Raw genomic sequence first — 20271 nt, forward strand, 5'->3', positions numbered from 1 at the left:
GTGAACTCCGGTTCAGGGGCGGTGCGCTCAGTGCGCGAGCGCCGACGTGTCCTCGTGCGCGAGCACGAGTTCGCCGCGCAGCGAGTGCGGATACGCGTGATTGATCTTCACGTCGATCATCTGGCCGATCAGGCGTGCGTGCGAAGCGAGCGGCGCCGGGAAGTTGACGACACGGTTGTTTTCCGTGCGTCCCGAGAGCTCACCCGGGTCCTTGCGCGAGGGGCCTTCCACGAGAATGCGCTCGACCCGGCCGACCATCGACTGGCTGATGCGCTGCACGTTCTCTTCGATCGTGGCCTGCAGATGCTGCAGGCGTTTGAGCTTCACCTCGCGCGGCGTGTCGTCGTGCAGGTTCGCGGCGGGCGTGCCGGGGCGCGGGCTGTAGATGAACGAGAAGCTCGTGTCGTACTTCATCTCTTCGACGAGCGCCATGGTCTTCTCGAAGTCCTCCCCGGTCTCGCCCGGGAAGCCGACGATGATGTCGGTGGAGAGCGAGAGGTCCGGGCGGATCGCGCGCAGCTTGCGGATCACCGACTTGTATTCGAGCACGGTGTAGCCGCGCTTCATCGCCATCAGCACGCGGTCGGAGCCGTGCTGCACCGGCAGGTGCAGGTGGCTCACGAGCTTGGGCACTTTCGCGTAGGTGTCGATGAGGCGCTGCGTGAATTCCTTCGGGTGCGAGGTCGTGTAGCGGATGCGCTCGATGCCGGGAATATCGGCCACGTATTCGATCAGCGTGGCGAAGTCGGCGATTTCAGGTACGCCTTGCGTGAGCGCGCCGCGGTAAGCGTTGACGTTCTGGCCGAGCAGCGTGACTTCGCGCACGCCCTGGTCGGCGAGGCCCGCGATTTCGGTGAGCACGTCGTCGAGCGGGCGCGACACTTCTTCGCCGCGCGTGTACGGCACCACGCAGTAGCTGCAGTACTTGCTGCAGCCTTCCATGATCGAGACGAACGCGCTCGGGCCGTCCACGCGCGCGGGCGGCAGGTGGTCGAACTTCTCGATTTCGGGGAACGTGATGTCGACCTGCGCACGACCGCTCGCGCGGCGCGCGTCGATCATCTGCGGCAGGCGGTGCAGCGTCTGCGGGCCGAACACGAGATCGACGTACGGCGCACGCGCGACGATGGCCGCGCCTTCTTGGCTCGCTACGCAGCCGCCCACGCCGATCAGCAGGTTCGGGTTCGCTTCCTTCAATTCGCGCACGCGGCCGAGGTCGGAGAACACTTTCTCCTGGGCCTTCTCGCGCACCGAGCAGGTATTGAAGAGGATCACGTCCGCGTCTTCGGGCGTGTCGGTCTTGATGAGGCCTTCGGCGGCGCCGAGTACGTCGACCATCTTGTCGGAGTCGTACTCGTTCATCTGGCAGCCAAAGGTCTTTACATAAACTTTCTTGGTCATCGGGGATTCGCCGTTCGCAGTGGTTGACCTGGGGGCGTCGTCCGGTGCTGCGGGTCTGGACTACGGTGATAAAAGGGGACTGAATTAGCCGGGGCCGCGTCGCGAAGCGTTCTTCGGCTTCGGTCGCCATTTTTCTTCGTCAGGGCGACTTTCGCGTGGTGCGCGTGGTCGTGCGCACGTGGTGTTTCCCACGCCGGTTTTCGCGCAATGCTTTGTGCCGCTTTGCGCATTTTTCGACCTGCGGCCGCGTTTCAGCGTAATCCACCATTATAGCCGTTTGTGTTGCCATTCCTCGGGCGTGGAAACGGGTGCGCAAGGCACGAGCGCGTCCAGTTCGTCGGCTGTTTGCGCGAAGCGCAAGGTGAGGAAATCCAGCACCGCGCGCACGCGCGGCGCGACGAAGCGGTTGCGGTGATAAAGCGCGTGCAGCGGCGCGTCCGGATAGCGCCAGTCGGCCATGACGATTTTCAGGCGCCCGGCGCGCAGGTCGTCGGCCACGTCCCAGATCGACTTCACCGCTAGGCCGTAGCCGCACAGCGCCCATTGGCGCGCGACGGCGCCGTCGTTGGTCTCGAGCGCCGTTTCCAGCGCCACCGTGTGCTGCCGGATGACGTCGCCATGCGCGAAGCGCCACTCGTTCACGGGCCCCGCCACCGAGCCGATCACGATGCAGTCGTGGTCGGCCAGATCGCGCGGCTCGCGCGGCTCGCCGCGCCGCGCGAGATAGGCGGGCGAGGCGCACAGCACGCGCCGGTTCGGCGCGAGCGGCCGGGCCACGAGCGAGCTGTCCTGCGGCGTGCCGAAGCGGATCGCGAGGTCGATGTCTTCCTGCACGAGATTCGTGAGCGAGTCGCTCAGCATCAGCGCGAAACGTACCTCCGGATACTGCTGGCGGAACTCGTCGAGCCATTGCATCAGCAGGTTGCGGCCGAAGTCGGAGGTCGCCGAGATCCGCACCTTGCCGCGCACGGCGTTCTGACCCTCCTGGAGTGCCGACTTGGCGTCGTCGAGCGAGCGCAAGGCCTGTTCGCTGCAATTCAGGTAGAGCCGGCCCTCGTCGGTGAGGCGCAACTGCCGGGTGGTGCGCTCGAACAGGCGCGCGTGCAGGCCGGATTCGAGCCGGGCCAGCCGCGCGCTGGCCGCCGCGGGGGTGAGGCCGAGCTTGCGGCCCGCCGCCGAGAGGCTGCCCAGCCGCGCGGCTTCGACAAAGAGGCGAATGTCGCCGAGATTGTCCATGAAGCAATTATTAGATTTCGTTTGAAAATGATTCAAATGCTACGCCAATTATCAAATTGACGTCGGAAGCGGACAATCCGCCTGTCTGAAATTTGTTTTGTGTTCCGGCGGCTTTCGCCGCGCCGCGCATCGATCACCGGATCCTGCGGATTGCGGCTGCCGGCGAGTGGTGCGCGCTTCTCGATCGGCTGCATGCGTATGGCGGGCCGCATCAGTGCGCCGAGGTGGCCGCCCGCGCGGAACGGCAATTTTTCGTCGCGCTCGCGCCCGGTGTCGTCGTGGAATTCGTCACGGCGTCGGCGAGCGCGGCAGCAGTTTGATACACGGAGTCTTGCGATGCCTGTTCCTCTTCTTGCGCTGGCGATCAGCGCGTTTGCCATCGGCACCACCGAGTTTCTGATCATGGGCCTCTTGCCCGAGGTCGCGCGCGATCTCTCGGTGTCGATCCCCGCCGCGGGCCTGCTCGTGACGGGTTATGCACTGGGCGTCGCGGCCGGCGCGCCGCTGCTTGCCGTGCTCACGAGCCGCATGCCGCGCAAATTCGCGCTGCAGTTGCTGATGGGCGTATTCATCGTCGGCAACGTGCTGTGTGCCGTCGCCACGAACTACTCGCTGCTGATGGTGGCGCGCGTGGTCACGTCGTTCGCGCATGGGTCGTTCTTCGGTATCGGCGCCGTGGTGGCTGCCTCGCTCGTGCCCGCCGAAAAGCGCGCGAGCGCCATTGCGCTGATGTTCACGGGCCTCACGCTCGCCACCGTGCTGGGCGTGCCGTTCGGCACCGCGATCGGCCAGCAGTTCGGCTGGCGCGTGGCGTTCTGGATCGTCAGTGCGCTGGGTGTGATTTCGCTCGCCGGCGTGACCCTGCTCGTGCCGAACCATCATGACAGCGGACCCGTCGGGCTGGGCCACGAAGTGCGCGTGCTGCGCGATCCGCAGGTGTGGATTGCGCTCGGCATGACGGTGCTGGGCTTTGGCGGCGTGTTCGTGGTGTTCACCTATATCGCGCCGATTCTCGAGCAGGTGAGTGGTTTCTCGCCGCGCGGCGTGACGCTCATGCTCGTGCTGTTCGGCCTCGGGCTCACGCTGGGCAACATGCTGGGCGGCAAGCTCGCGGACCGGGCGCTCATGCCTTCGCTGATGGGCATCCTCGTGCTGCTGGTGGTCGTCATGGCGGTGTTCACGAAGACGAGCCATGCGAGCCTGCCTGCCGCAGTGACCGTGTTCGTGTGGGGCATCGCCGCGTTCGCCACCGTGCCGCCGCTGCAGATGCGGGTGGTGGCGAAGGCTGCGGCGGCGCCGAATCTCGCGTCCACGCTCAATATCGGCGCGTTCAATGTGGGCAATGCGATGGGCGCGTGGCTGGGCGGGCTCGCGATTGCGCGCGGCGTGGCGCTCGACGCGCTGCCGTGGGTCGCGGCGGCGGTGTCGCTGGCGGCGCTGCTGCTCACGTGGTTCGCGGCGCGGCTCGATGCGCGGGCGACGCCGGTCGGCAATGCGCGGGTGACGGTGGGGCAGGATGCGGGCTGAGGTGTCCTGAGTGCCCGAGGTGTCCCAAGTGTCTTATGGGCGAAAAGTCGGCCGCATGTCGGCTGGGGTAACGACAGGAAAGCTAAGAGAACGAACGCGATAACGGTGTGAAGATAACTTCGTTGGGCGCGGCAAAACGCGATGCTAGTCTTGCCTCCATTCCTGCTCTCGCGCCGCCGTGCGGCGCTTTACGGAGGCACACATGAGTACACCGCTTGCGCTGGTGCGCGATGCGCATGCCGGCGACGCGTCCGGCGCGGCGCGCACCGAAGGCCCGTTCGATTCGCTCGAGTATCTGGTTGGCGTGAATCTCGCGCGCCTGCGCGCCGAGCGCCAGCTTTCGCTCGATGCACTGGCGCGCGCCTCGGGCGTCTCGCGGGCGATGCTCGCCCAGGTCGAGTCCGCGCGCAGCGTGCCGTCGATCAAGGTGCTGTGCAAGGTGGCGGCCGCGCTGAAGGTGTCGGTCTCCGCATTCTTGCGGCGCCATGCGGTAAGCGGCTTCGAGCATCTGCCGGCCGAGCGCACGCCGCGTCTCGTCAGCGCCGATGGCCGCTTTTCGGCCCGCGCGCTCTATCCGGAGAGCGAACCCGCTGCCGCCGAATTTCACGAACTGCGCATCGCGCCGCTGCACACCGAGACCGGCACGCGCCGCGCCCCGGGCACGACGATGAATCTGGTGGTGAGCGAAGGCACGCTCGAGGTGAGCATCCACGATCGGCGGCAGTTGCTCGCCACGGGCGATGCGATCGTGTTCGACGCCGATCAGCCCTACACGCTGCGCAACCCCGGCGACACGGAGGCGCGCGTGTTCCGCGTGACGCTGAACGCCGAAACGCCGCCGCGCTGGGATGTGCCCGAACTGGGGGCGCTTGCCGCACTGCCTTCGCTCGGCTCGGAGGCGGCTCGCCATCCGGCCTGAACGGCGGGATCGGCGTAGCACGCGTTGCCGGGCCGGCAATGCGGCGCCGCACAAGATTTTGTCTAGTGCTTGTTTCCCGCGCTGCAGGTTGCAGCCGGGTGTTGTATCCTTGGTCCGCCGGTCAATCCGGTATTCAGTATGCGGTAATCAGTGCGTCTTCAGGGCGGGGTGAAATCCCCCACCGGCGGTATGCCGGCCCGTGCCGCAAGGCACAGCCAGCGAGCCCGCGAGCGCCTGCGCAAGTATTCCAGTCTCGTGGCGTGGCCACGGGCGCGCAGGGTCAGCAGATCTGGTGCGATGCCAGAGCCGACGGTTACAGTCCGGATGGAAGAAGATGTGCAGATAGTCATGTTTGCCCATCCGTTGCGGCTCGCATGCCGCGCGCCAGCGTGCCTGTTTTCGGGCGCGACGGCGTGTGCGTGTGTCAGGCGCGCGGGGAGGGTGTCTTGTCTGTTTGCAATGCCCTGAAACGTTTTTCGCCCAACTCTCGCGAGGAGCGTTTCACATGTCCTTCAACACCAGTACTGCCTCATCGGTCGAGCAACCGCTCGACGCTATCCACGATCTCCCGTTGCTCGACGCCGTTGCGGTGCCGCCGCGCATTGCCGCCGCGCTCGACGCCATGCGCGAAGGCCGCCCGGTCGTCCTGCAGGACGACCACGACCGCGAGGACGAGGCCGACCTGATCGTCGCCGCCGACCGCCTGACGGCCCAGACGATGGCGCTTTTCATCCGCGAATGCAGCGGCATCGTGTGCCTGTGCCTCTCCGACGAAAAGGTGCGCGCGCTCGAACTGCCGCCGATGGTGCCGCACAACGAGAGCCGCAACCGCACGGCGTTCACGGTCTCCATCGAGGCGCGTCATGGCGTGAGCACGGGTGTTTCGGCGGTCGACCGCGTGACGACGATCCGCGCGGCCATTGCCCCGGGCGCGAAGCCGGCCGACATCGTGCGGCCGGGCCACGTTTTTCCGCTGCGTGCGCGGCCGGGCGGCGTGCTGACGCGCCGCGGTCATACCGAAGGCACGGTCGACCTGGCCGCGCTGGCGGGTTTGACGCCGGCCGGCGTGTTGTGCGAGCTGATGAACCCGGACGGCACGATGGCACGCGGCGACGAGGTGGTGCGCTTTGCGAAGCTGCACAACCTGCCGATGCTGACGATTGCGGAACTGGTCGAGTTTCGCGAGTCGCTGGCGCAGGCGCGCGAGCGCTGCGCAGAACCGGCCTGATCGCGTAAGGCTGGCCGGGACGGGGCGCGTTTGCGGCGCGTTTGAAGCGCACCGTTCCGGCGATTCAATCGCACTCGCGAGGCAGGGACGACCTCTGCCCGCGAGGCATTTACGACTGCACGTCGCCGAATTCCCCGCGCACGCCCGCTTCGACCAGCGCGGGCAACTGCTCCATCCGCTCGATGATCCGGCTGATCCCCATTTCGCGCAGCACGTCCGCGTAGCCTGCGGGGATATGGCTCGCGCCGACGAACGCGATTGTCTTCATGCCTGCCGCCCGCGCGGCGTTCAGGCCGGAGATGCTGTCCTCCACGACCACGCAGCGCGCCGGTTCCACGCCAAGCTGCTGGGCCGCGTGGAGATAGACGTCCGGATAGGGCTTGGGGCGCGCCACCTGTTCGGCGCTGAACACGCGTTCGCCGAAGATCGTGTCGAGCCCCGCACGGCGCACCGACGCGCTCACGCGCGCGAGACGGCTGTTCGATACCACGGCGGCGGGCAGCGCGATCTGGCGCAGGGCGTCGCGCACGCCGTTGATCGGGCAGACGGATTCGGCCAAGGCGATCTCGATGTTGTGGTCGATGGTCGCAATAAAGTTGTCCGGCATCGTCAGGTTGAAGCGGGCGGCGACGCCGTCGAGAAAGCGCGAGGTCTGCTGGCCGAACGCCGCCTTCACGGCGGCGTGGAAGTCGACGCCGGGAAAGGTTTGGCTGAGCGTTTCGAACAGCACGCGATCGGCAATGACTTCGCTGTCCACGAGGACGCCGTCGCAGTCGCAGATGAGGTGGTCGATCATGCGCAAGACTGAAGGTGATACGACGGACTGCCGGTGGGGCGGCGCGTCCGGGTGGGAGGGAAGACTGAAAGCATCATGATACGTGCTTTTCGGCGCGTGGCCGGGCTCCATTGAGTCTTGAGTCGATAGGGCCAGTATTGCGCTTTGCCGGGACTATGTCGCCTCGGCCGAACGGCCAGGGTGCCGCCCGTGCCGCGCGATGCGACAATAGCGCCGTGACCTGTCATGGATCGGTCGTTCAACCGGAAGCGGGGGGAAAGATGCGTGGACTAGCGATGAGCGGCGCAGTGCTGCTGCTGGCGGGGTGCCTGAACATGCCGGGGCCCGAGGGTGGGTTCGGCAGGTTCAACGGGCCGTCGTTCGCCGCCTTGCAGCAGATGTGCGGCGGCCAGCCCGTCGATTTCGGCGCCGACATGCTGGCCGTCTATTCCGCCACGTTCGACGCCTATGTGGCCAACCGCCACGGCAAGCTGTCGCACGAGCAATACTGCGGCTTCCAGGCGGCGCTCGCGCAGCACTACACGTCGCTGGGCACGAGTAGCGACCCGCAGATTCGCAATCAGTGGGTGAGCTGGCTCAACGACCAGCGCGCCACTGCCATCACCTGGCGCGCGGCTGCCGACCCCACCTTGCGCTCGGGCTGAGCGGCGCACTGAGCCAACACCGGAAAAAGTGGTCACGCGGGCATGAAGCGCGCGGGTCCGCGTGACCGTGCACTGCAGGCGCGTACGTCTACAGCCGTGCGCCTGCATCGGGGATGCGCTCGACCAGAAGCGCTGCGCCGGACGATTCATCCCGGCGTCCGGCCCGGGTCGAAAGCGTTGATGTCGAAGAGCGGGCATGAGGCGCCCGCACGACCGTGAACTATGAGCAGCGTTTGATGGCTCGCAACGCGGAGTCGCCGGTTTCAGTGAGGCGCCACTGCTGGTGGCCGGAGGCCAGCCGTTCCAGCTGAACGAGTTGCCGTTCGAGCAGCGCGTCCAGTTCTTCCCGGTCCATGTCGATCTGGTTGGGAGCGTCCTTCACTAGCAGCAGCGTGGCGAATTCATGCGGACTCAGCATCGTTCTCTCCGTGTTGCCGCATCAGAGGTCGCCACGAGCGGCCCGAAGGTGGCCTGGCGACAGAATGCGGTGGTGTGAGCGAAAGCCTGCAATCGTGCAGATCGTCTGAGAGGGTGCGGCCGGCTCCGCCATGCGGGAACAGCGGCAAACGGCATAAATGGCACAAACGGCACCCAGCCCGGGATCGGCGACGGGGAACTGGAGTTTAGTCAAAGGGGCAACGTTGTACAAACCACATGCCCAAAATATTCCGTTTGACATTCCTGCCCTCCATCAGCGGGTGAGGCGTGCGGGCAGATCCTTGATTTCACTTGAAGTTTTCACCGCATTGCCACAATGCGCGGTGAGTTGAACGTTTGCGCGGACGGCGGGCCGATGCTCATGCGCGGCGTGTCCGGGGGCTCATGGCATGAGTGGGCCTGCCAAATGCGCGAAGCATGGGACGAGGTTGCCTGCTCCTCGCCGGCCCCGTTAATCAGCGCCTGCGCCGCGGTAATCGTCCGGGGCGTCTTTTCCCGGAACTGCATCCGCTGGGAGCGGTCTGTGCTCTTTGACTGCAGCCTGGCGAAACAACAGCTAAGATGGATCACAAATGGCCGGTACCTTTCACTACGCGTAGCGCCGGTTGCAGACCGAAAGCTGCGCCGCGCCCAGCGCTGGCACGGATACCGCTTTGGGAGCACAACACAATGCATAACGACATTGAGCCAAGCCACGTGATGCCCTGGCGCATCGAAGACATCGACCTCACGCGCATCGATCGTCAACGCGCGGCCGCCAACGAAGACCTGCTGCTGCTGCTGTGTGCCTCGTCGTTCATCGAGAGCGGCTCGGACCTGTACACCAGCAATCTGAGCGTGTTCTTCAACGGCGACCCGGAAGTGTCGGAGTGGCTCAACAACGAGTGGGAGCCCGAGGAGCTTCAGCACGGCCGCGCGCTCAAGACCTACATCCAGTACGTCTGGCCCGAGTTCGACTGGGACACGGCGTTCAACAACTTCTTCGCCGAGTACTCGAAGACCTGTTCGTTCGAGGAATTCGAAAAGACCCGCGCGCTCGAAATGGTCGCGCGTTGCGTGGTGGAAACGGGCACGGCCACGCTTTATCGCGCGATTGGCGAATGTTCGGACGAGCCGGTGCTCAAGGAGATCACCGACAACATCCGCACCGACGAAGTGCGTCACTACAAGCACTTCTTCCGCTATTTCAAGAAGTACAACCAGATCGAAGGGCAGGGCCGGCTGGCGGTGCTGGGCGCGCTGCTACGCCGCGTGATGGAGATCAAGAACGAGGATTCCGAAATCGCGCTGCGCCATGTGTTCGCCATCCGCTATCCGGATCGCGTGGACGACCCCGCCTATAACCGCGAGCTGACCGCGCGCGTGAACCGGTTGGTGCGGCACAATCTTTCGGCCGACATGTGCGTGAAGATGCTGCTCAAGCCGCTCGACATTCCGGCGCGCATCCAGCCGGGCGTGCATTATCCGCTTGCGAAGATCACGCAGCACGTGTTCTTCCGCTAGATGCCGCGCGCGCATCGGCGTGCGTGGGTGCGCGATGAAGCCCGCCTCGTGGCGGGCTTTTTCTTGTGCGCGGCGTTCAAGCCAGTGAGAAAACGAGGACGAAGACAGTGAGCGATCCGGGTTCGGACAATCATCGTGCAGACCGTTTGCAGTTCGAGGCATGGCCGCCCGAATTGCTCGCATGGTTCGACGGCAGCAATCTTGCCGGCAAGACGGGATTTACCGCGTCGCTCGTGACGCGCCAGGCCGATGGGCGGCTCGGCACCTCGCTGCTGGGTATTGGCGAGCTCTACGCGCCCGATGCGCGCACGCTCCGCGTCGCGCTGTGGAGCGGCGCGCGTTCGGCTCGGTCTCTTGCGGGCAGTGCGCCGGCGGCATTGACCTTCGTGTTCGACGGGGCGTTTTATCAGGTGCAGCTCGACGCCGTGCAGATGGCGTCGCGAGAGGCGGAAGCGGCAGGGCTGGCGTGCTTCGAGGCGGCGATCGCAGCAGGGGAGGCACAGCGCGTCCCCTATGCGCGTCTCGATTCCGGCATCGTGTTCACGCTCGACGAGAGCGGACGTGAAGCGACATTGCGCCGATGGGCCGAGCAGGTGGAGTGGTTACGACGAGGATAGGAGCGAAGTGCGGCCCGGTGCCTTGAGTTGAGGCAGGCATCGCCGCTCGACCCGGTGCCGCGACGCCTGTCGCGGCACCGGCCAGCGATCAACCATCAACGATCGCGCGTACCGTTGCCGTTACGGCGCGCATCGCCGCCGGGGCGGCCGCCGAGCAGTGCGCCGGGGTTCGACTGCGGTTTGCGCGGCGCGCGGTTCGTGGTGCCGTCGTGCGCCGCGCCGCGGGTGCGCTCATGGTCGTGCGAGCCTTCGCGGCGGGTGTGTTCGGCACGTGAAGCGCCTGCGCCCGGACCCTGCGCTTTCGCCTGGCCCGGCCGTACGCCGCCCGCAGGTTTCGCCGGACGCTGTCCGCCGTTGCCGTTGCCGTTGCCGCCGCGGCCGCCGTTGCCACCGCCGGCCTGACGCGCTTCACCACGGCCCTCGCTGCGACCGCCGTTGCGTCCTTCGTTACGACCTTCCCCACGCCCTTCACGCGCCTGCGCCGGCCGGCCTTGACCGCCACCGCCGCCGCCGTTGGCGCCGCCGCGTGCCTGACCCTGCTGGGGCTGGCGCGGCGCCCGTCCACCGCCGCCGCCGCCCTGGCTGCGCCGCTGGATCGGCTCGGGCCTGGCGTGCGGGTCCGGCTCGAAGCCGGGCACCACTTCTTGCGGCACGGCGCGCTTGATGAGCTTCTCGATATCCTTGAGCAGCTGATGCTCGTCCACGCACACGAGCGACACGGCTTCGCCCGTCGCCCCCGCGCGGCCCGTGCGGCCGATGCGGTGCACGTAGTCCTCGGGCACGTTCGGCAGGTCGAAGTTGACCACGTGCGGCAACTGGTCGATGTCGATGCCGCGCGCCGCGATATCGGTCGCCACCAGCACCTGCAGCGTGCCGTCCTTGAACTCGGAGAGCGCGCGCGTGCGCGCCGACTGGCTCTTGTTGCCGTGGATCGCAAGCGCGCTGATGTCGTCCTTCGCGAGCTGCTCGGCCAGACGGTTCGCGCCGTGCTTCGTGCGCGTGAACACCAGCACCTGGAACCAGTTGTGCTGACGGATCAGGTGCGTGAGCAGTTCGCGCTTGCGGTCGCGATCGACCGGGTAGATCTTCTGCGCGACGGTTTCCGCCGTGGTGTTGCGGCGGGCGACTTCGATAAGCGCGGGCGAGTCGAGCAGGCTGTCGGCCAGCGCCTTGATCTCGTCGGCGAAGGTGGCCGAGAAGAGCAGGTTCTGGCGCTTGGGCGGCAGCTTCGCGAGCACGCGCTTGATGTCGTGGATGAAGCCCATGTCGAGCATGCGATCGGCTTCGTCGAGCACGAGGATCTCGAGCTGCGAGAGGTCGATGGTCTTCTGCTGCATGTGATCGAGCAGACGGCCCGGCGTCGCGACGACGATATCCACGCCGCGCCTGAGCGCATCGATCTGCGGATTGATGCCGACGCCGCCGAACATCACCGTCGATTTGAGCTTCAGGTACTTGCCGTAGGCCCGCACGCTTTCCTCCACCTGGGCGGCGAGCTCGCGCGTGGGCGTGAGGATCAGTGCGCGCACGACGCGCTTGCCGCCCGCGGCGGCCGGCATGCCGGTGAGGCGCTGCAGGATCGGCAGGGTGAAGCCGGCGGTCTTGCCGGTGCCCGTCTGGGCGCCGGCAAGCAGGTCGCCGCCGCCCAGCACGGCGGGGATCGCCTGCAACTGGATCGGGGTGGGCGTGGTGTAGCCCAGTTCGTTGACGGCACGGACCAGCGGTTCGGACAAGCCGAGAGATTCGAAGGACATAGAGACTCGTTGGATTGCGTTGACGCAAGCGGCGCAGCGCGGCGCTCGTGCGCGCGCTGCAAGGGGCCTCCTGGGCCCCGGCCTGCTTGCGTGGCTCGACGGCGCGCCAGTGCGCGCGCCACCTGACAGGCGGTCTATCAAGACCCGCCGGCTGGCGTTAAGTTGCATCGGCGGGCCGCTGACACTGCGGCGGCCACGCGATGGCTTCGCTTATGACGCGTCACGCGACATAGCGCGCGACGCTGACGAATTGACAGACGCTCCCGGCCAGTACGAACAGATGCCAGATACCGTGTCCGTGCCGGATGCGTTCGTCGTTGACGAAAAAATAAATGCCGACGCTATAAATGATGCCGCCGGCGAGCAGCCATGCGGTGCCGGCGGCCGGCAACGCTTCGAGCAAGGGACGGACCGCCACGACGGCGAGCCAGCCCATCACCACATACAGGATCATCGAAAGCGCGCGCGTGCGGCGGCCCAGCGTGAGTTCCTGCACGATGCCGAGAGCGGCCAGCCCCCAGCTTACGCCGAACAGCGACCAGCCCCACGGTCCACGCAGCGTAACGAGCGTGAACGGAGTATAACTGCCCGCGATCAGCAGATAGATGGCAGCGTGGTCGCATTTCTGAAGAAACGCTTTCACACGCGGACCGCGCACGCCGTGGTAGAGCGTCGAGATCGTATACAAGGCGCACAGCATGGCGCCATAAACGCTGAAGCTCACGACCTTGTAAGCATCGTGATCGAGCGCGCCGATCGTCACGAGCGAAACGAGGCCCGCTATCGACAACATCGCGCCCACGAGGTGAGTAATGCTGTTCAGACGCTCACCAGCGTGCATACCGACTCCTTCTTCTTCTACCTGCCTCGCTGCATCGGGCGCCGCGCGACGCCCGGCGAGCCGCAGCGCCAGGTCCGCTGCAATCTTCCGGTTCGAAATAGCGAAGGGCGCAGCCTGCGGTGTTCAGCAGGCTGCGCCCCCTCAAGCAGACGCAACTATAACAGTAACGACCTGTATGGGACCGCTATGAACGCCAAAGCCCCAACGGCGGATCGACGCAGGCGCGGCTCTAGTCGAGCGGAGCGGAGCGCAGATCGGCCACCTGTTGCGGCGAAACCGGCTTGCCCTTGTTGCCCCAGGACATGCGGATGAAGGTCACCACCGCCGCGACTTCCTGGTTCGAGAGCGACTGGGCGAACGGCGGCATGCCGTAGGGCCGCGGATTGCCTTCCGTGCTCGGCGGATAGCCGCCATTGAGCACCATGCGGATCGGATTGACGGCCGAGCGCATCTGGATCGACTGGTTGTTCGCGAGCGGCGGGAAGTTCGGCGGCATGCCGAGGCCGTTTTCCGCGTGGCACTTCGCGCAGTTGTCGTGGTAGATCTTCTGGCCCTGTTGCAGCAACTCGCCGCCGAAGGCCTCCGACGTCTCCATCTGCATCGTCTCGGGCGCCTCGTTCTTCTGCGGGATGGTCTTGAGGTAGGTGGCCATCGCCTTGATGTCGTCGTCCGAGAGGTACTGCAGGCTGTTGTGGACCACGTCGGCCATCGGCCCGAACACGGCGCCGCGCTGCGAGATGCCGGTCTTCAGCAGGCTCGAGATATCGGTGAGGTCCCAGGCGCCGAGACCGCCTTCGCTCGACGTGAGCGAGGGCGCGTACCAGTTCTGCAGCGGGATCAGGCCGCCCGCGAACGCGGCCGAGTTGACCGGGCCGCCCACCGCGTTGATCGAGGTGTGGCACATGCTGCAATGGCCGAGGCCTTCGACCAGATACGCGCCGCGGTTCCATTCGACCGACTGGCCCGGATCGGGCTTGTACTCGCCTTCGCGGAAGAACAGCGTGCGCCAGCCGATCAGCAGGTTGCGATTGTTGAACGGGAACTTCAGTTCGTGCGGGCGGCTCGCCACGTGCACGGGTGCGACCGAGCGCAGGTACGCGTAGATCGCATCCGCGTCCGCGCGCGTGACCTTCGTGTAGCTCGCGAACGGGAAGGCCGGATAGAGCAGGCTGCCGTCCTTCGAGCGGCCGGTATGCATGGCGCGGTAGAAGTCGTCGGCGCTCCATTTGCCGATGCCGTACTCGTCGTCGGGCGTGATGTTGGGCGTGTAGAGCGTGCCGAACGGCGTGGCCATCGGCAGGCCGCCCGCGAAGAGCTTGCCGCCGCGCACCGTGTGGCAGGCGACGCAGTCGCCGGCGCGCGCGAGATACTCGCCGCGCTTGATGAGGTCGGCCTGGTCGGCGGCGGGCGTCGCCGCGAAGGCCGCCGAGTTGCGCAGATAGCCGCTGCCGGACCACAGCACCGGCACGAGTGCCGCGGCGGCGGCGACCACGACTGCGGAAAGTGCGAACAGGGACTTGCGGTTCATATGGCTGTCTCCCCCGGCGCCTTATTGCGGTTCGCTGCCGCACGCGAGCGGCGTCTTCAACGAGTTAGCCGGTGCCGGCACGGGATTCTGCGGAGCGGGTTGCGTGGAGAGCCACGCCGCGACCGCGTTCACGTCGTCATCGGTGAGACGCGTGGCGATCTCGTGCATGCAGTCCGGTGCGATGGCATGGCGCGAGCCCGAACGCCAGGCGCCGATCTGCGCGCTGATGTAGTCCGCGTGCAGGCCGACGAGACCCGGGATCGCCGGCTCCATGCCGGTCAGCTTCGCGCCGTGGCACGCCGCGCAGGCCGGAATCTGCCGCGACGGATCGCCGTGCAGGACGATGTCGTGGCCGCGCGCGAGCGTGCTGCCGGACACCGTAGGCTGCGAGGGGGGCGGATAAGGCGGCCGCTGCTTCGAGAAGTATGTGGCGATCTCGTGCAGGTAATCGTCGGAGAGATAGGTGACGAGGTAGTTCATCGGCGGGTACCGGCGACGCCCATCGCGGAAATTCAGCAACTGGTTGTACAGGTACTCGGCCGGTTTGCCGGCGAGGCGGGGGAAGTAGTCGTTGTCCGTGCCCTGGCCGTGCGTGCCATGACACGCGGTGCAGCCCTGCACGCGCGATTCGATGGTGTCGGGGGCCTTGGGCTGGGACGCCTGCGCATGCGCGACGTTGAAGGCACCGGCCGCGCCGAAGAGCAGTACGGCTCCCAGCGGCGCAACGAGCGGAATAAGCGGTCGGAGGATACGTCTTGGGGACACGCGTAACTCCATCTTTATCGTGGACCTGAACCAGGCATCGTAAGACCCGGGTTATAGGCTGCGCGCGATGAAAGCCGAAGACCGTGCGCGCTGCGGTGACGCGGCGATTCTAGCACTGCGACCCGATAGCGACGATTTGACGCATGCCCCAAGCGGCCCCGCTGACAGGCCCTGGGAAAGCGATCGCGGCAAATCGAAACGCTTTCGTCGGTATCATTCTGCACCCAATAACCGATCCGTGGTGTGGGTTTGTTCATCGCCGTGCTAGGTGCTTGTCACTGTCGCGCGCAAGGGGGCTCGCTGCCGCGGTTGCCGTGATGCGTCCATTGAACCGAACGGCGCGGCGCCTATCGAACGAGGCTCGGCGCACGGCCGGCGATGGTGCGCCGCGGCGGTTTCGTTTTTCATGTTGTTTCCTTGCCACTGGTCTCGATGACTCTAATTGCCCTTTCTTTTTCGACGTTGCATGCCCGGGCAGCCGGCGTTTCTGCCTCCCCTTCGACTGTCCTGCGCGAGGAGGCGAAGATCCGATGAAGGCTGACTGGCTCTGGATCGGGCAGGTCGCGATGGCCGCTCTCGTCAACGTTTCGTATGCGTTTGCACTCGGCTCCGCGCTCTATGGCGCGTGGCTCGACAGGGACGGGCGCAGCCCCGTCTCGCCCGCGCGCGCGGCATGGCTGCGCGCGCAACGCTCGCTGCGCGCCTCGGCGCTCGTGCTCGTGATTGCGCTCCTCATGTGGCTGCTGTACGAAAGCGCGTCGATCAGCGGCGAGACGCTGCCCGCGGCGTTCGGCGTGGTCTCGACGGTGCTCGCGCAGACCCACGTCGGGCAGGCGTGGAGCGTGGCCTTCGCCGGCGCGCTGGTGCTGCTCGTGACCGTGTTCGCAGCAGCCGGCGCCGTGCGCGACGGCGTGCTGTGGCTCGCGCTGATCGCGACCGCAGCGGGCCGCGCCGCGCTCGGCCATGCGGCCGATGCGGGCTTCGCCTCGGCTGCGCTCGGCCTGCACACGCTGCACGTGCTGAGCGCGAGCGCGTGGAGCGGCGTTGTCATGGCGGGCGGGCTTGCGGTGCTGCCGGTGCTCGGCACCTCGACCGCGCGCGGCATCCTGATCCGCACATCGACGCAGGTATCGAACGTGGCGATGTTCGCCGTGGGGCTCGTACTCGCCACTGGTGTGTTCAACGGCCTGCGCGGCACGGGCGGGTCGCTCGCCGCGCTCACCGGAAGTTCGTGGGGCCACGTGCTGCTCGGCAAGCTCGCGCTCGTGGCGCTTGCGCTCGTGCTGGGCGGCTACAACCGCATGGTCGCGATGCCGGAGCTGCGCCGCTCGGCTTCGACGGCGGCCGCGCGCCGCTTCGTGAACGTGATCCACCTGGAGGCGATCGTGATGATCGGTGTGCTGGTGCTCGCGGCCGTGCTCGCGCGCAGCGTGCCGGGCTATGTGTTGCAGGGCTGATACGTGGGGGCACGAGGCCGCGTCATCGAGCGGCCTCGTTTAATCGGCGTCACGCAGCGGGCGTCACCCAGGCGACCTCACTCGTAGCCGAGCCGGTGACTGAGAATGGGCGCGAAGAAGAGGGCGATGGCGCAGCCGATCGCCTTGCCTTCGAGCCCGGACAGCGCGATCACCGACGACGGATAGGAGAGCAGGTCGAGCAGTTGCGGCAAGCACCAGAGCACCGCGAAGCCGATGAAGGCATGCTCGACCGTGAGAATGCGCCAGCCGTGCGTGCGGGCGATCGCCGCCACGATCACGCGCAATATCCCGAACGCCACCAGTGCACCGACGGCCGCCTGCTCGCGGATCAGATAGTCGGGGAGCATCGCTTCCATGTGTGTCCCTGCAATTTTTAGTTGGTTTCGCAGGAGATTCAGCAAGGAGCAGGCCAGTGTGCGCACGGCGCGCGGGGCGATGCGGAGCGGCAAGCCGTGAGGCCTTGTGCGGCGGGTCTTTGCGCCGTGTTTTTTGTGTGCGTAAACGACATTCGCCGCGTGCGCCCAGGGGCGCTACGCGGCGAATCGGCTTCGATACGGCCTCAAACGTTACGGCGGTGAAACGTGGCGAGAGAAACGCGTCACGTAACGCGCAGGATGTGACCGGCGCGCCGGTCCTGCGCCTGCCGCGCTTACCATTCGGCGACGCTGCCGTCTGCGTGGCGCCACACCGGATTGCGCCAGCGGTGTCCGGTCTTCGCCATCTCGCGCACCTTCTCCTCGTTCACGTCGATGCCGAGCCCCGGGCCCTGCGGAATCGACACGAAGCCGTCTTCGTACTGGAACACTTGCGGATTGCGGATGTAGTCGAGCAGATCGTTGCCCTTGTTGTAGTGGATGCCGAGGCTCTGCTCCTGGATGAACGCGTTGTAGCTCACGGCGTCGATCTGCAGGCAGGTGGCGAGCGCGATGGGCCCGAGCGGGCAATGCAGGGCGAGCGCCACATCGTAGGCCTCGGCCATCGCGGCGATCTTGCGGCACTCGGTGATGCCGCCCGCGTGCGAGGCGTCGGGCTGGATGATGTCCACGTAGCCGCCCGCGAGAATGTGCTTGAAGTCCCAGCGCGAATAGAGCCGCTCGCCGAGCGCGATCGGCGTGCTCGTCTGATTGACGATATCGCGCAGCGCTTCCACGTTTTCCGAGAGCACCGGCTCTTCGATGAACATGAGCTTGAACGGATCGAGCTCCTTCGCGAGCACCTTGGCCATCGGCTTGTGCACGCGGCCATGGAAGTCCACGCCGATGCCGACGTTCGGACCCACCGCCTCGCGCACGGCCGCGACATTGTTGATGACGCCCTGAACCTTGTCGAAGGTGTCGATGATCTGCAGCTCTTCCGAACCGTTCATCTTCACGGCCTTGAAGCCGCGCTCGACCACGGCGCGCGCATTGTTCGCGACGTCGCTCGGACGGTCGCCGCCGATCCACGAATAGACCTTGATCCGGTCGCGCACCTGGCCGCCCAGCAGCGCATGCACGGGCACGCCGTGATGCTTGCCCTTGATGTCCCACAGCGCCTGATCCACGCCCGCGATGGCGCTCATGGAAATCGGGCCGCCGCGATAGAACCCTGCGCGGTACATGACCTGCCAGTGATCCTCGATGAGGAGCGGGTCCTTGCCGATCAGATAGTCGGCGAGTTCCTGGACGGCCGCCTCGACCGTATGCGCGCGGCCTTCGACGATGGGCTCGCCCCAGCCCACGATGCCTTCATCGGTTTCGATCTTGAGGAAGAGCCAGCGTGGCGGAACGACGAAGGTTTCGAGCCTGGTGATTTTCATGGTGTCTCCGGAATCGGTTTGCCTCTCCGAGCCGAGGCAGGGGCGTTTCGTGGAAGAGATGCTACTGCAAAAATCGCCTTTAAGTGATATTAATAGTATTATTTGGCCGGACTTCCCACTATCTGAACGACGGAGACAGTGATTCAACGCGACCTGCACGGTACGGTGGCTTTCGAACTCGGCAGTGCGATCCTGCGCGGCGACTACGCGCCGGGCGCGGTGCTGCCGCGCGAGGCCGAACTCATGGAGACCTTCGACGTCAGCCGTACGGTGCTGCGCGAGGCGTTGCGCACGCTCACTTCCAAAGGGCTCGTGGAATCGCGGCCGCGTGTGGGGACGCGGGTGCGTGCGCGCGAAGCGTGGAACCTGCTCGATGGCGACGTGCTGGAGTGGTACGCGCGTGTCGCGGCGCCGCTCGCGTTTGCGCTCAAGCTGCAGGAGATGCGCGAGATGATCGAGCCCTACGCGGCGGGGCTCGCCGCGAGCGCACACGACGCCGCCGCGCTGGCTGCGATAGCCGATGCGCACGCGGCGATGGCGGCCGCGCGCCACGTGGACGAGTGGGTGCGTGCCGACCTGCGTTTTCACCTTGCGGTGCTGGCCGCGTGCCGCAACGAACTGCTGGTGCCGCTGGGTGCGTTGATCGCCCGCACGCTAGAAGGGCAGTTGCGCGTGAATGCGAAACGCGCCGATGTATTCAACGCGGCGCTGCCCGAACACACGACCGTGTTCGAGGCGATCGCACGGCGCGACGCATCGGCCGCGACCTCGGCGATGGCCGGGCTCCTGCGCATGACGCGCTCGCGTATCGAGGGTTGACCGGAGGCCATTTTCTGCTCCCGGCCCCGATAAGCTTATTGATCAGACTTACTGAATACTCCGCGAAAAGTGCCGATAACCGCCTTGTCAGGGGCGGCTGCGCGCGCCGCGATCCGTCGCGAAGGGCTTGCGCGTGGTGCGCGGTCCGGACGCTTCCGACGCCCGATATCCCACTTTTCCAGGAAAGCCAATTGAAGACGTTTGCACTTGCAGCCGCGACGGCATTCGCCCTGTCGGCGGGAACCGCGGCACACGCGGTCGAGGTTTATGGCGGCGTGGGGACGGACGGGATTACCGGAGGGCTCGGGTTCTCGATTGAACCTCACGACAATATCCGCGCGGAATTCAGCGGCTTTAGCCTCTCGCATGGGTTCAACAGCGACGGCCTTCACTACGACGGCACGTACAAGATCACGCACGGCGGCCTCTTTGTGGACTTCTTTCCGGCGCCGAATGTGGTGGGCCTGCGCGTGACGGCCGGCATGCTGATCGGCGACGATAATCTTTCCGGCGACGCCACGCCGATGAACGGTACGTACACGTTCAACGGCGTGACTGTCCCGGCGGGCGGCGAGACCGTTCATGCGAAGGCGTCGTATCCGACGGTGCGTCCGTATCTGGGCGTCGGCTTCGGACATAACCCGCTCAAGCGAGGTTTTTCGGTGACGTTCGATGCGGGCGTGACCTATGGCAAGCCGCACGTGGACTTCGACGTGCCCGCCGATCTCGTGGCGCTGGCCGGACAGCAAAATGTGAATGCGGAAGAGCAGAGCCTGCAGAACAAGGCTAACGATCTGAAGTTTTATCCGATCGTGAGGCTTGGAGTGACGTATCGGTTTTGAGGGAATCGTCCGCTTCTTCTGGTGCGATAAGTTGTGCGTACTCCTTATCTAGTCCGTGTGCCCGAGCGTTTGATGCCGGACGGCATTATGGACTCGAGAGCGTGCGCGACGCGGGCGAAGGCGCTTGCATCGCGCAC

Annotated in this window: 20 protein-coding genes and 1 riboswitch; of the genes, 9 read left to right on the plus strand and 11 right to left on the minus strand. The window is 66.1% G+C overall.

What is annotated here, in order from left to right:
* Positions 1–27: 27 nt before the first annotated feature.
* From miaB to U5760_RS24320, 3 genes are all read right to left on the minus strand, one after another.
* Positions 28–1401, minus strand: a complete 1374-nt coding sequence (gene miaB / locus U5760_RS24310) for a tRNA (N6-isopentenyl adenosine(37)-C2)-methylthiotransferase MiaB (protein WP_322014862.1) — start codon at positions 1399–1401, stop codon at positions 28–30.
* A gap of 267 nt (positions 1402–1668) precedes the next feature.
* Positions 1669–2637 carry a LysR family transcriptional regulator gene (locus tag U5760_RS24315; RefSeq protein ID WP_322014863.1) on the minus strand — a complete coding sequence of 323 codons (969 nt, stop codon included), beginning with the start codon at positions 2635–2637 and terminating at the stop codon, positions 1669–1671.
* A 32-nt stretch (positions 2638–2669) separates the two neighbouring features.
* On the minus strand, positions 2670–3017 hold the full coding sequence (locus U5760_RS24320; protein ID WP_322014864.1) for a hypothetical protein: 348 nt from the start codon (positions 3015–3017) through the stop codon (positions 2670–2672).
* On the opposite strand from U5760_RS24320, the gene U5760_RS24325 reads away from it, so the two are divergent.
* The 3 genes from U5760_RS24325 to ribB all read left to right on the plus strand — a co-directional run bounded on the left by U5760_RS24325 (position 2974) and on the right by ribB (position 6311).
* Positions 2974–4164, plus strand: a complete 1191-nt coding sequence (locus U5760_RS24325; RefSeq protein ID WP_322014865.1) for an MFS transporter — start codon at positions 2974–2976, stop codon at positions 4162–4164. The two genes, U5760_RS24320 and U5760_RS24325, sit on opposite strands and share 44 nt — an antisense overlap.
* A 202-nt stretch (positions 4165–4366) precedes the next feature.
* On the plus strand, positions 4367–5083 hold the full coding sequence (locus U5760_RS24330; RefSeq protein WP_322014866.1) for an XRE family transcriptional regulator: 717 nt from the start codon (positions 4367–4369) through the stop codon (positions 5081–5083).
* 150 nt (positions 5084–5233) lie between these two features.
* A riboswitch (FMN riboswitch) is annotated at positions 5234–5423 on the plus strand.
* Positions 5424–5588: 165 nt separating this feature from the next.
* Positions 5589–6311, plus strand: a complete 723-nt coding sequence (ribB, locus tag U5760_RS24335; RefSeq protein WP_322014867.1) for a 3,4-dihydroxy-2-butanone-4-phosphate synthase — start codon at positions 5589–5591, stop codon at positions 6309–6311.
* Between the two features lie 109 nt (positions 6312–6420).
* On the opposite strand, the gene U5760_RS24340 is transcribed toward ribB, so the two are convergent.
* Positions 6421–7107 (minus strand): HAD family hydrolase, encoded by a 687-nt coding sequence (locus U5760_RS24340; RefSeq protein ID WP_322014868.1) that lies wholly within the window; start codon positions 7105–7107, stop codon positions 6421–6423.
* Between the two features lie 275 nt (positions 7108–7382).
* Between U5760_RS24340 and U5760_RS24345 the strand changes: the two genes are divergently transcribed.
* On the plus strand, positions 7383–7751 hold the full coding sequence (locus U5760_RS24345; RefSeq protein WP_322014869.1) for a hypothetical protein: 369 nt from the start codon (positions 7383–7385) through the stop codon (positions 7749–7751).
* A gap of 220 nt (positions 7752–7971) precedes the next feature.
* Here the strand turns inward: U5760_RS24345 and U5760_RS24350 are convergent, their stop codons facing one another.
* On the minus strand, positions 7972–8169 hold the full coding sequence (locus tag U5760_RS24350) for a hypothetical protein (RefSeq protein ID WP_322014870.1): 198 nt from the start codon (positions 8167–8169) through the stop codon (positions 7972–7974).
* Positions 8170–8888: 719 nt separating this feature from the next.
* Between U5760_RS24350 and U5760_RS24355 the strand changes: the two genes are divergently transcribed.
* Together U5760_RS24355 and U5760_RS24360 are read left to right on the plus strand one after the other, a co-directional pair.
* Positions 8889–9692 carry a ferritin-like domain-containing protein gene (locus U5760_RS24355; protein ID WP_415914174.1) on the plus strand — a complete coding sequence of 268 codons (804 nt, stop codon included), beginning with the start codon at positions 8889–8891 and terminating at the stop codon, positions 9690–9692.
* 107 nt (positions 9693–9799) lie between these two features.
* Positions 9800–10309: a hypothetical protein gene (locus U5760_RS24360; RefSeq protein WP_322014872.1), complete on the plus strand. Its 510-nt coding sequence runs from the start codon at positions 9800–9802 to the stop codon at positions 10307–10309.
* Between the two features lie 95 nt (positions 10310–10404).
* On the opposite strand, the gene U5760_RS24365 is transcribed toward U5760_RS24360, so the two are convergent.
* The 4 genes from U5760_RS24365 to U5760_RS24380 all read right to left on the minus strand — a co-directional run bounded on the left by U5760_RS24365 (position 10405) and on the right by U5760_RS24380 (position 15209).
* Positions 10405–12063, minus strand: a complete 1659-nt coding sequence (locus tag U5760_RS24365; RefSeq protein WP_322014873.1) for a DEAD/DEAH box helicase — start codon at positions 12061–12063, stop codon at positions 10405–10407.
* A gap of 220 nt (positions 12064–12283) precedes the next feature.
* A complete protein-coding gene (gene trhA / locus U5760_RS24370; protein WP_322014874.1) occupies positions 12284–12904 on the minus strand; it encodes a PAQR family membrane homeostasis protein TrhA in 621 nt (206 codons plus the stop codon).
* A gap of 229 nt (positions 12905–13133) precedes the next feature.
* Complete coding sequence (locus U5760_RS24375; protein ID WP_322014875.1) at positions 13134–14432, minus strand: cytochrome c; 1299 nt, start codon at positions 14430–14432, stop codon at positions 13134–13136.
* Positions 14433–14453: 21 nt separating this feature from the next.
* Positions 14454–15209 (minus strand): c-type cytochrome, encoded by a 756-nt coding sequence (locus U5760_RS24380; RefSeq protein WP_322014876.1) that lies wholly within the window; start codon positions 15207–15209, stop codon positions 14454–14456.
* A gap of 518 nt (positions 15210–15727) precedes the next feature.
* Between U5760_RS24380 and U5760_RS24385 the strand changes: the two genes are divergently transcribed.
* Positions 15728–16654 carry a CopD family protein gene (locus U5760_RS24385; RefSeq protein WP_322014877.1) on the plus strand — a complete coding sequence of 309 codons (927 nt, stop codon included), beginning with the start codon at positions 15728–15730 and terminating at the stop codon, positions 16652–16654.
* 77 nt (positions 16655–16731) lie between these two features.
* On the opposite strand, the gene U5760_RS24390 is transcribed toward U5760_RS24385, so the two are convergent.
* Both U5760_RS24390 and dgoD read right to left on the minus strand, forming a co-directional pair.
* Positions 16732–17031 (minus strand): hypothetical protein, encoded by a 300-nt coding sequence (locus U5760_RS24390; RefSeq protein WP_322014878.1) that lies wholly within the window; start codon positions 17029–17031, stop codon positions 16732–16734.
* A gap of 293 nt (positions 17032–17324) precedes the next feature.
* Positions 17325–18473 (minus strand): galactonate dehydratase, encoded by a 1149-nt coding sequence (gene dgoD, locus U5760_RS24395; RefSeq protein ID WP_322014879.1) that lies wholly within the window; start codon positions 18471–18473, stop codon positions 17325–17327.
* Between the two features lie 141 nt (positions 18474–18614).
* Here dgoD and U5760_RS24400 point away from each other — a divergent pair, with 141 nt between their 5' ends.
* A complete protein-coding gene (locus U5760_RS24400) occupies positions 18615–19292 on the plus strand; it encodes a FadR/GntR family transcriptional regulator (RefSeq protein ID WP_322014995.1) in 678 nt (225 codons plus the stop codon).
* 191 nt (positions 19293–19483) lie between these two features.
* Positions 19484–20134 carry a hypothetical protein gene (locus tag U5760_RS24405; protein WP_322014880.1) on the plus strand — a complete coding sequence of 217 codons (651 nt, stop codon included), beginning with the start codon at positions 19484–19486 and terminating at the stop codon, positions 20132–20134.
* Positions 20135–20271 lie beyond the last annotated feature (137 nt).

The sequence above is a fragment of the Paraburkholderia sp. J12 genome (assembly GCF_905220215.1).
GTDB lineage: Bacteria > Pseudomonadota > Gammaproteobacteria > Burkholderiales > Burkholderiaceae > Paraburkholderia.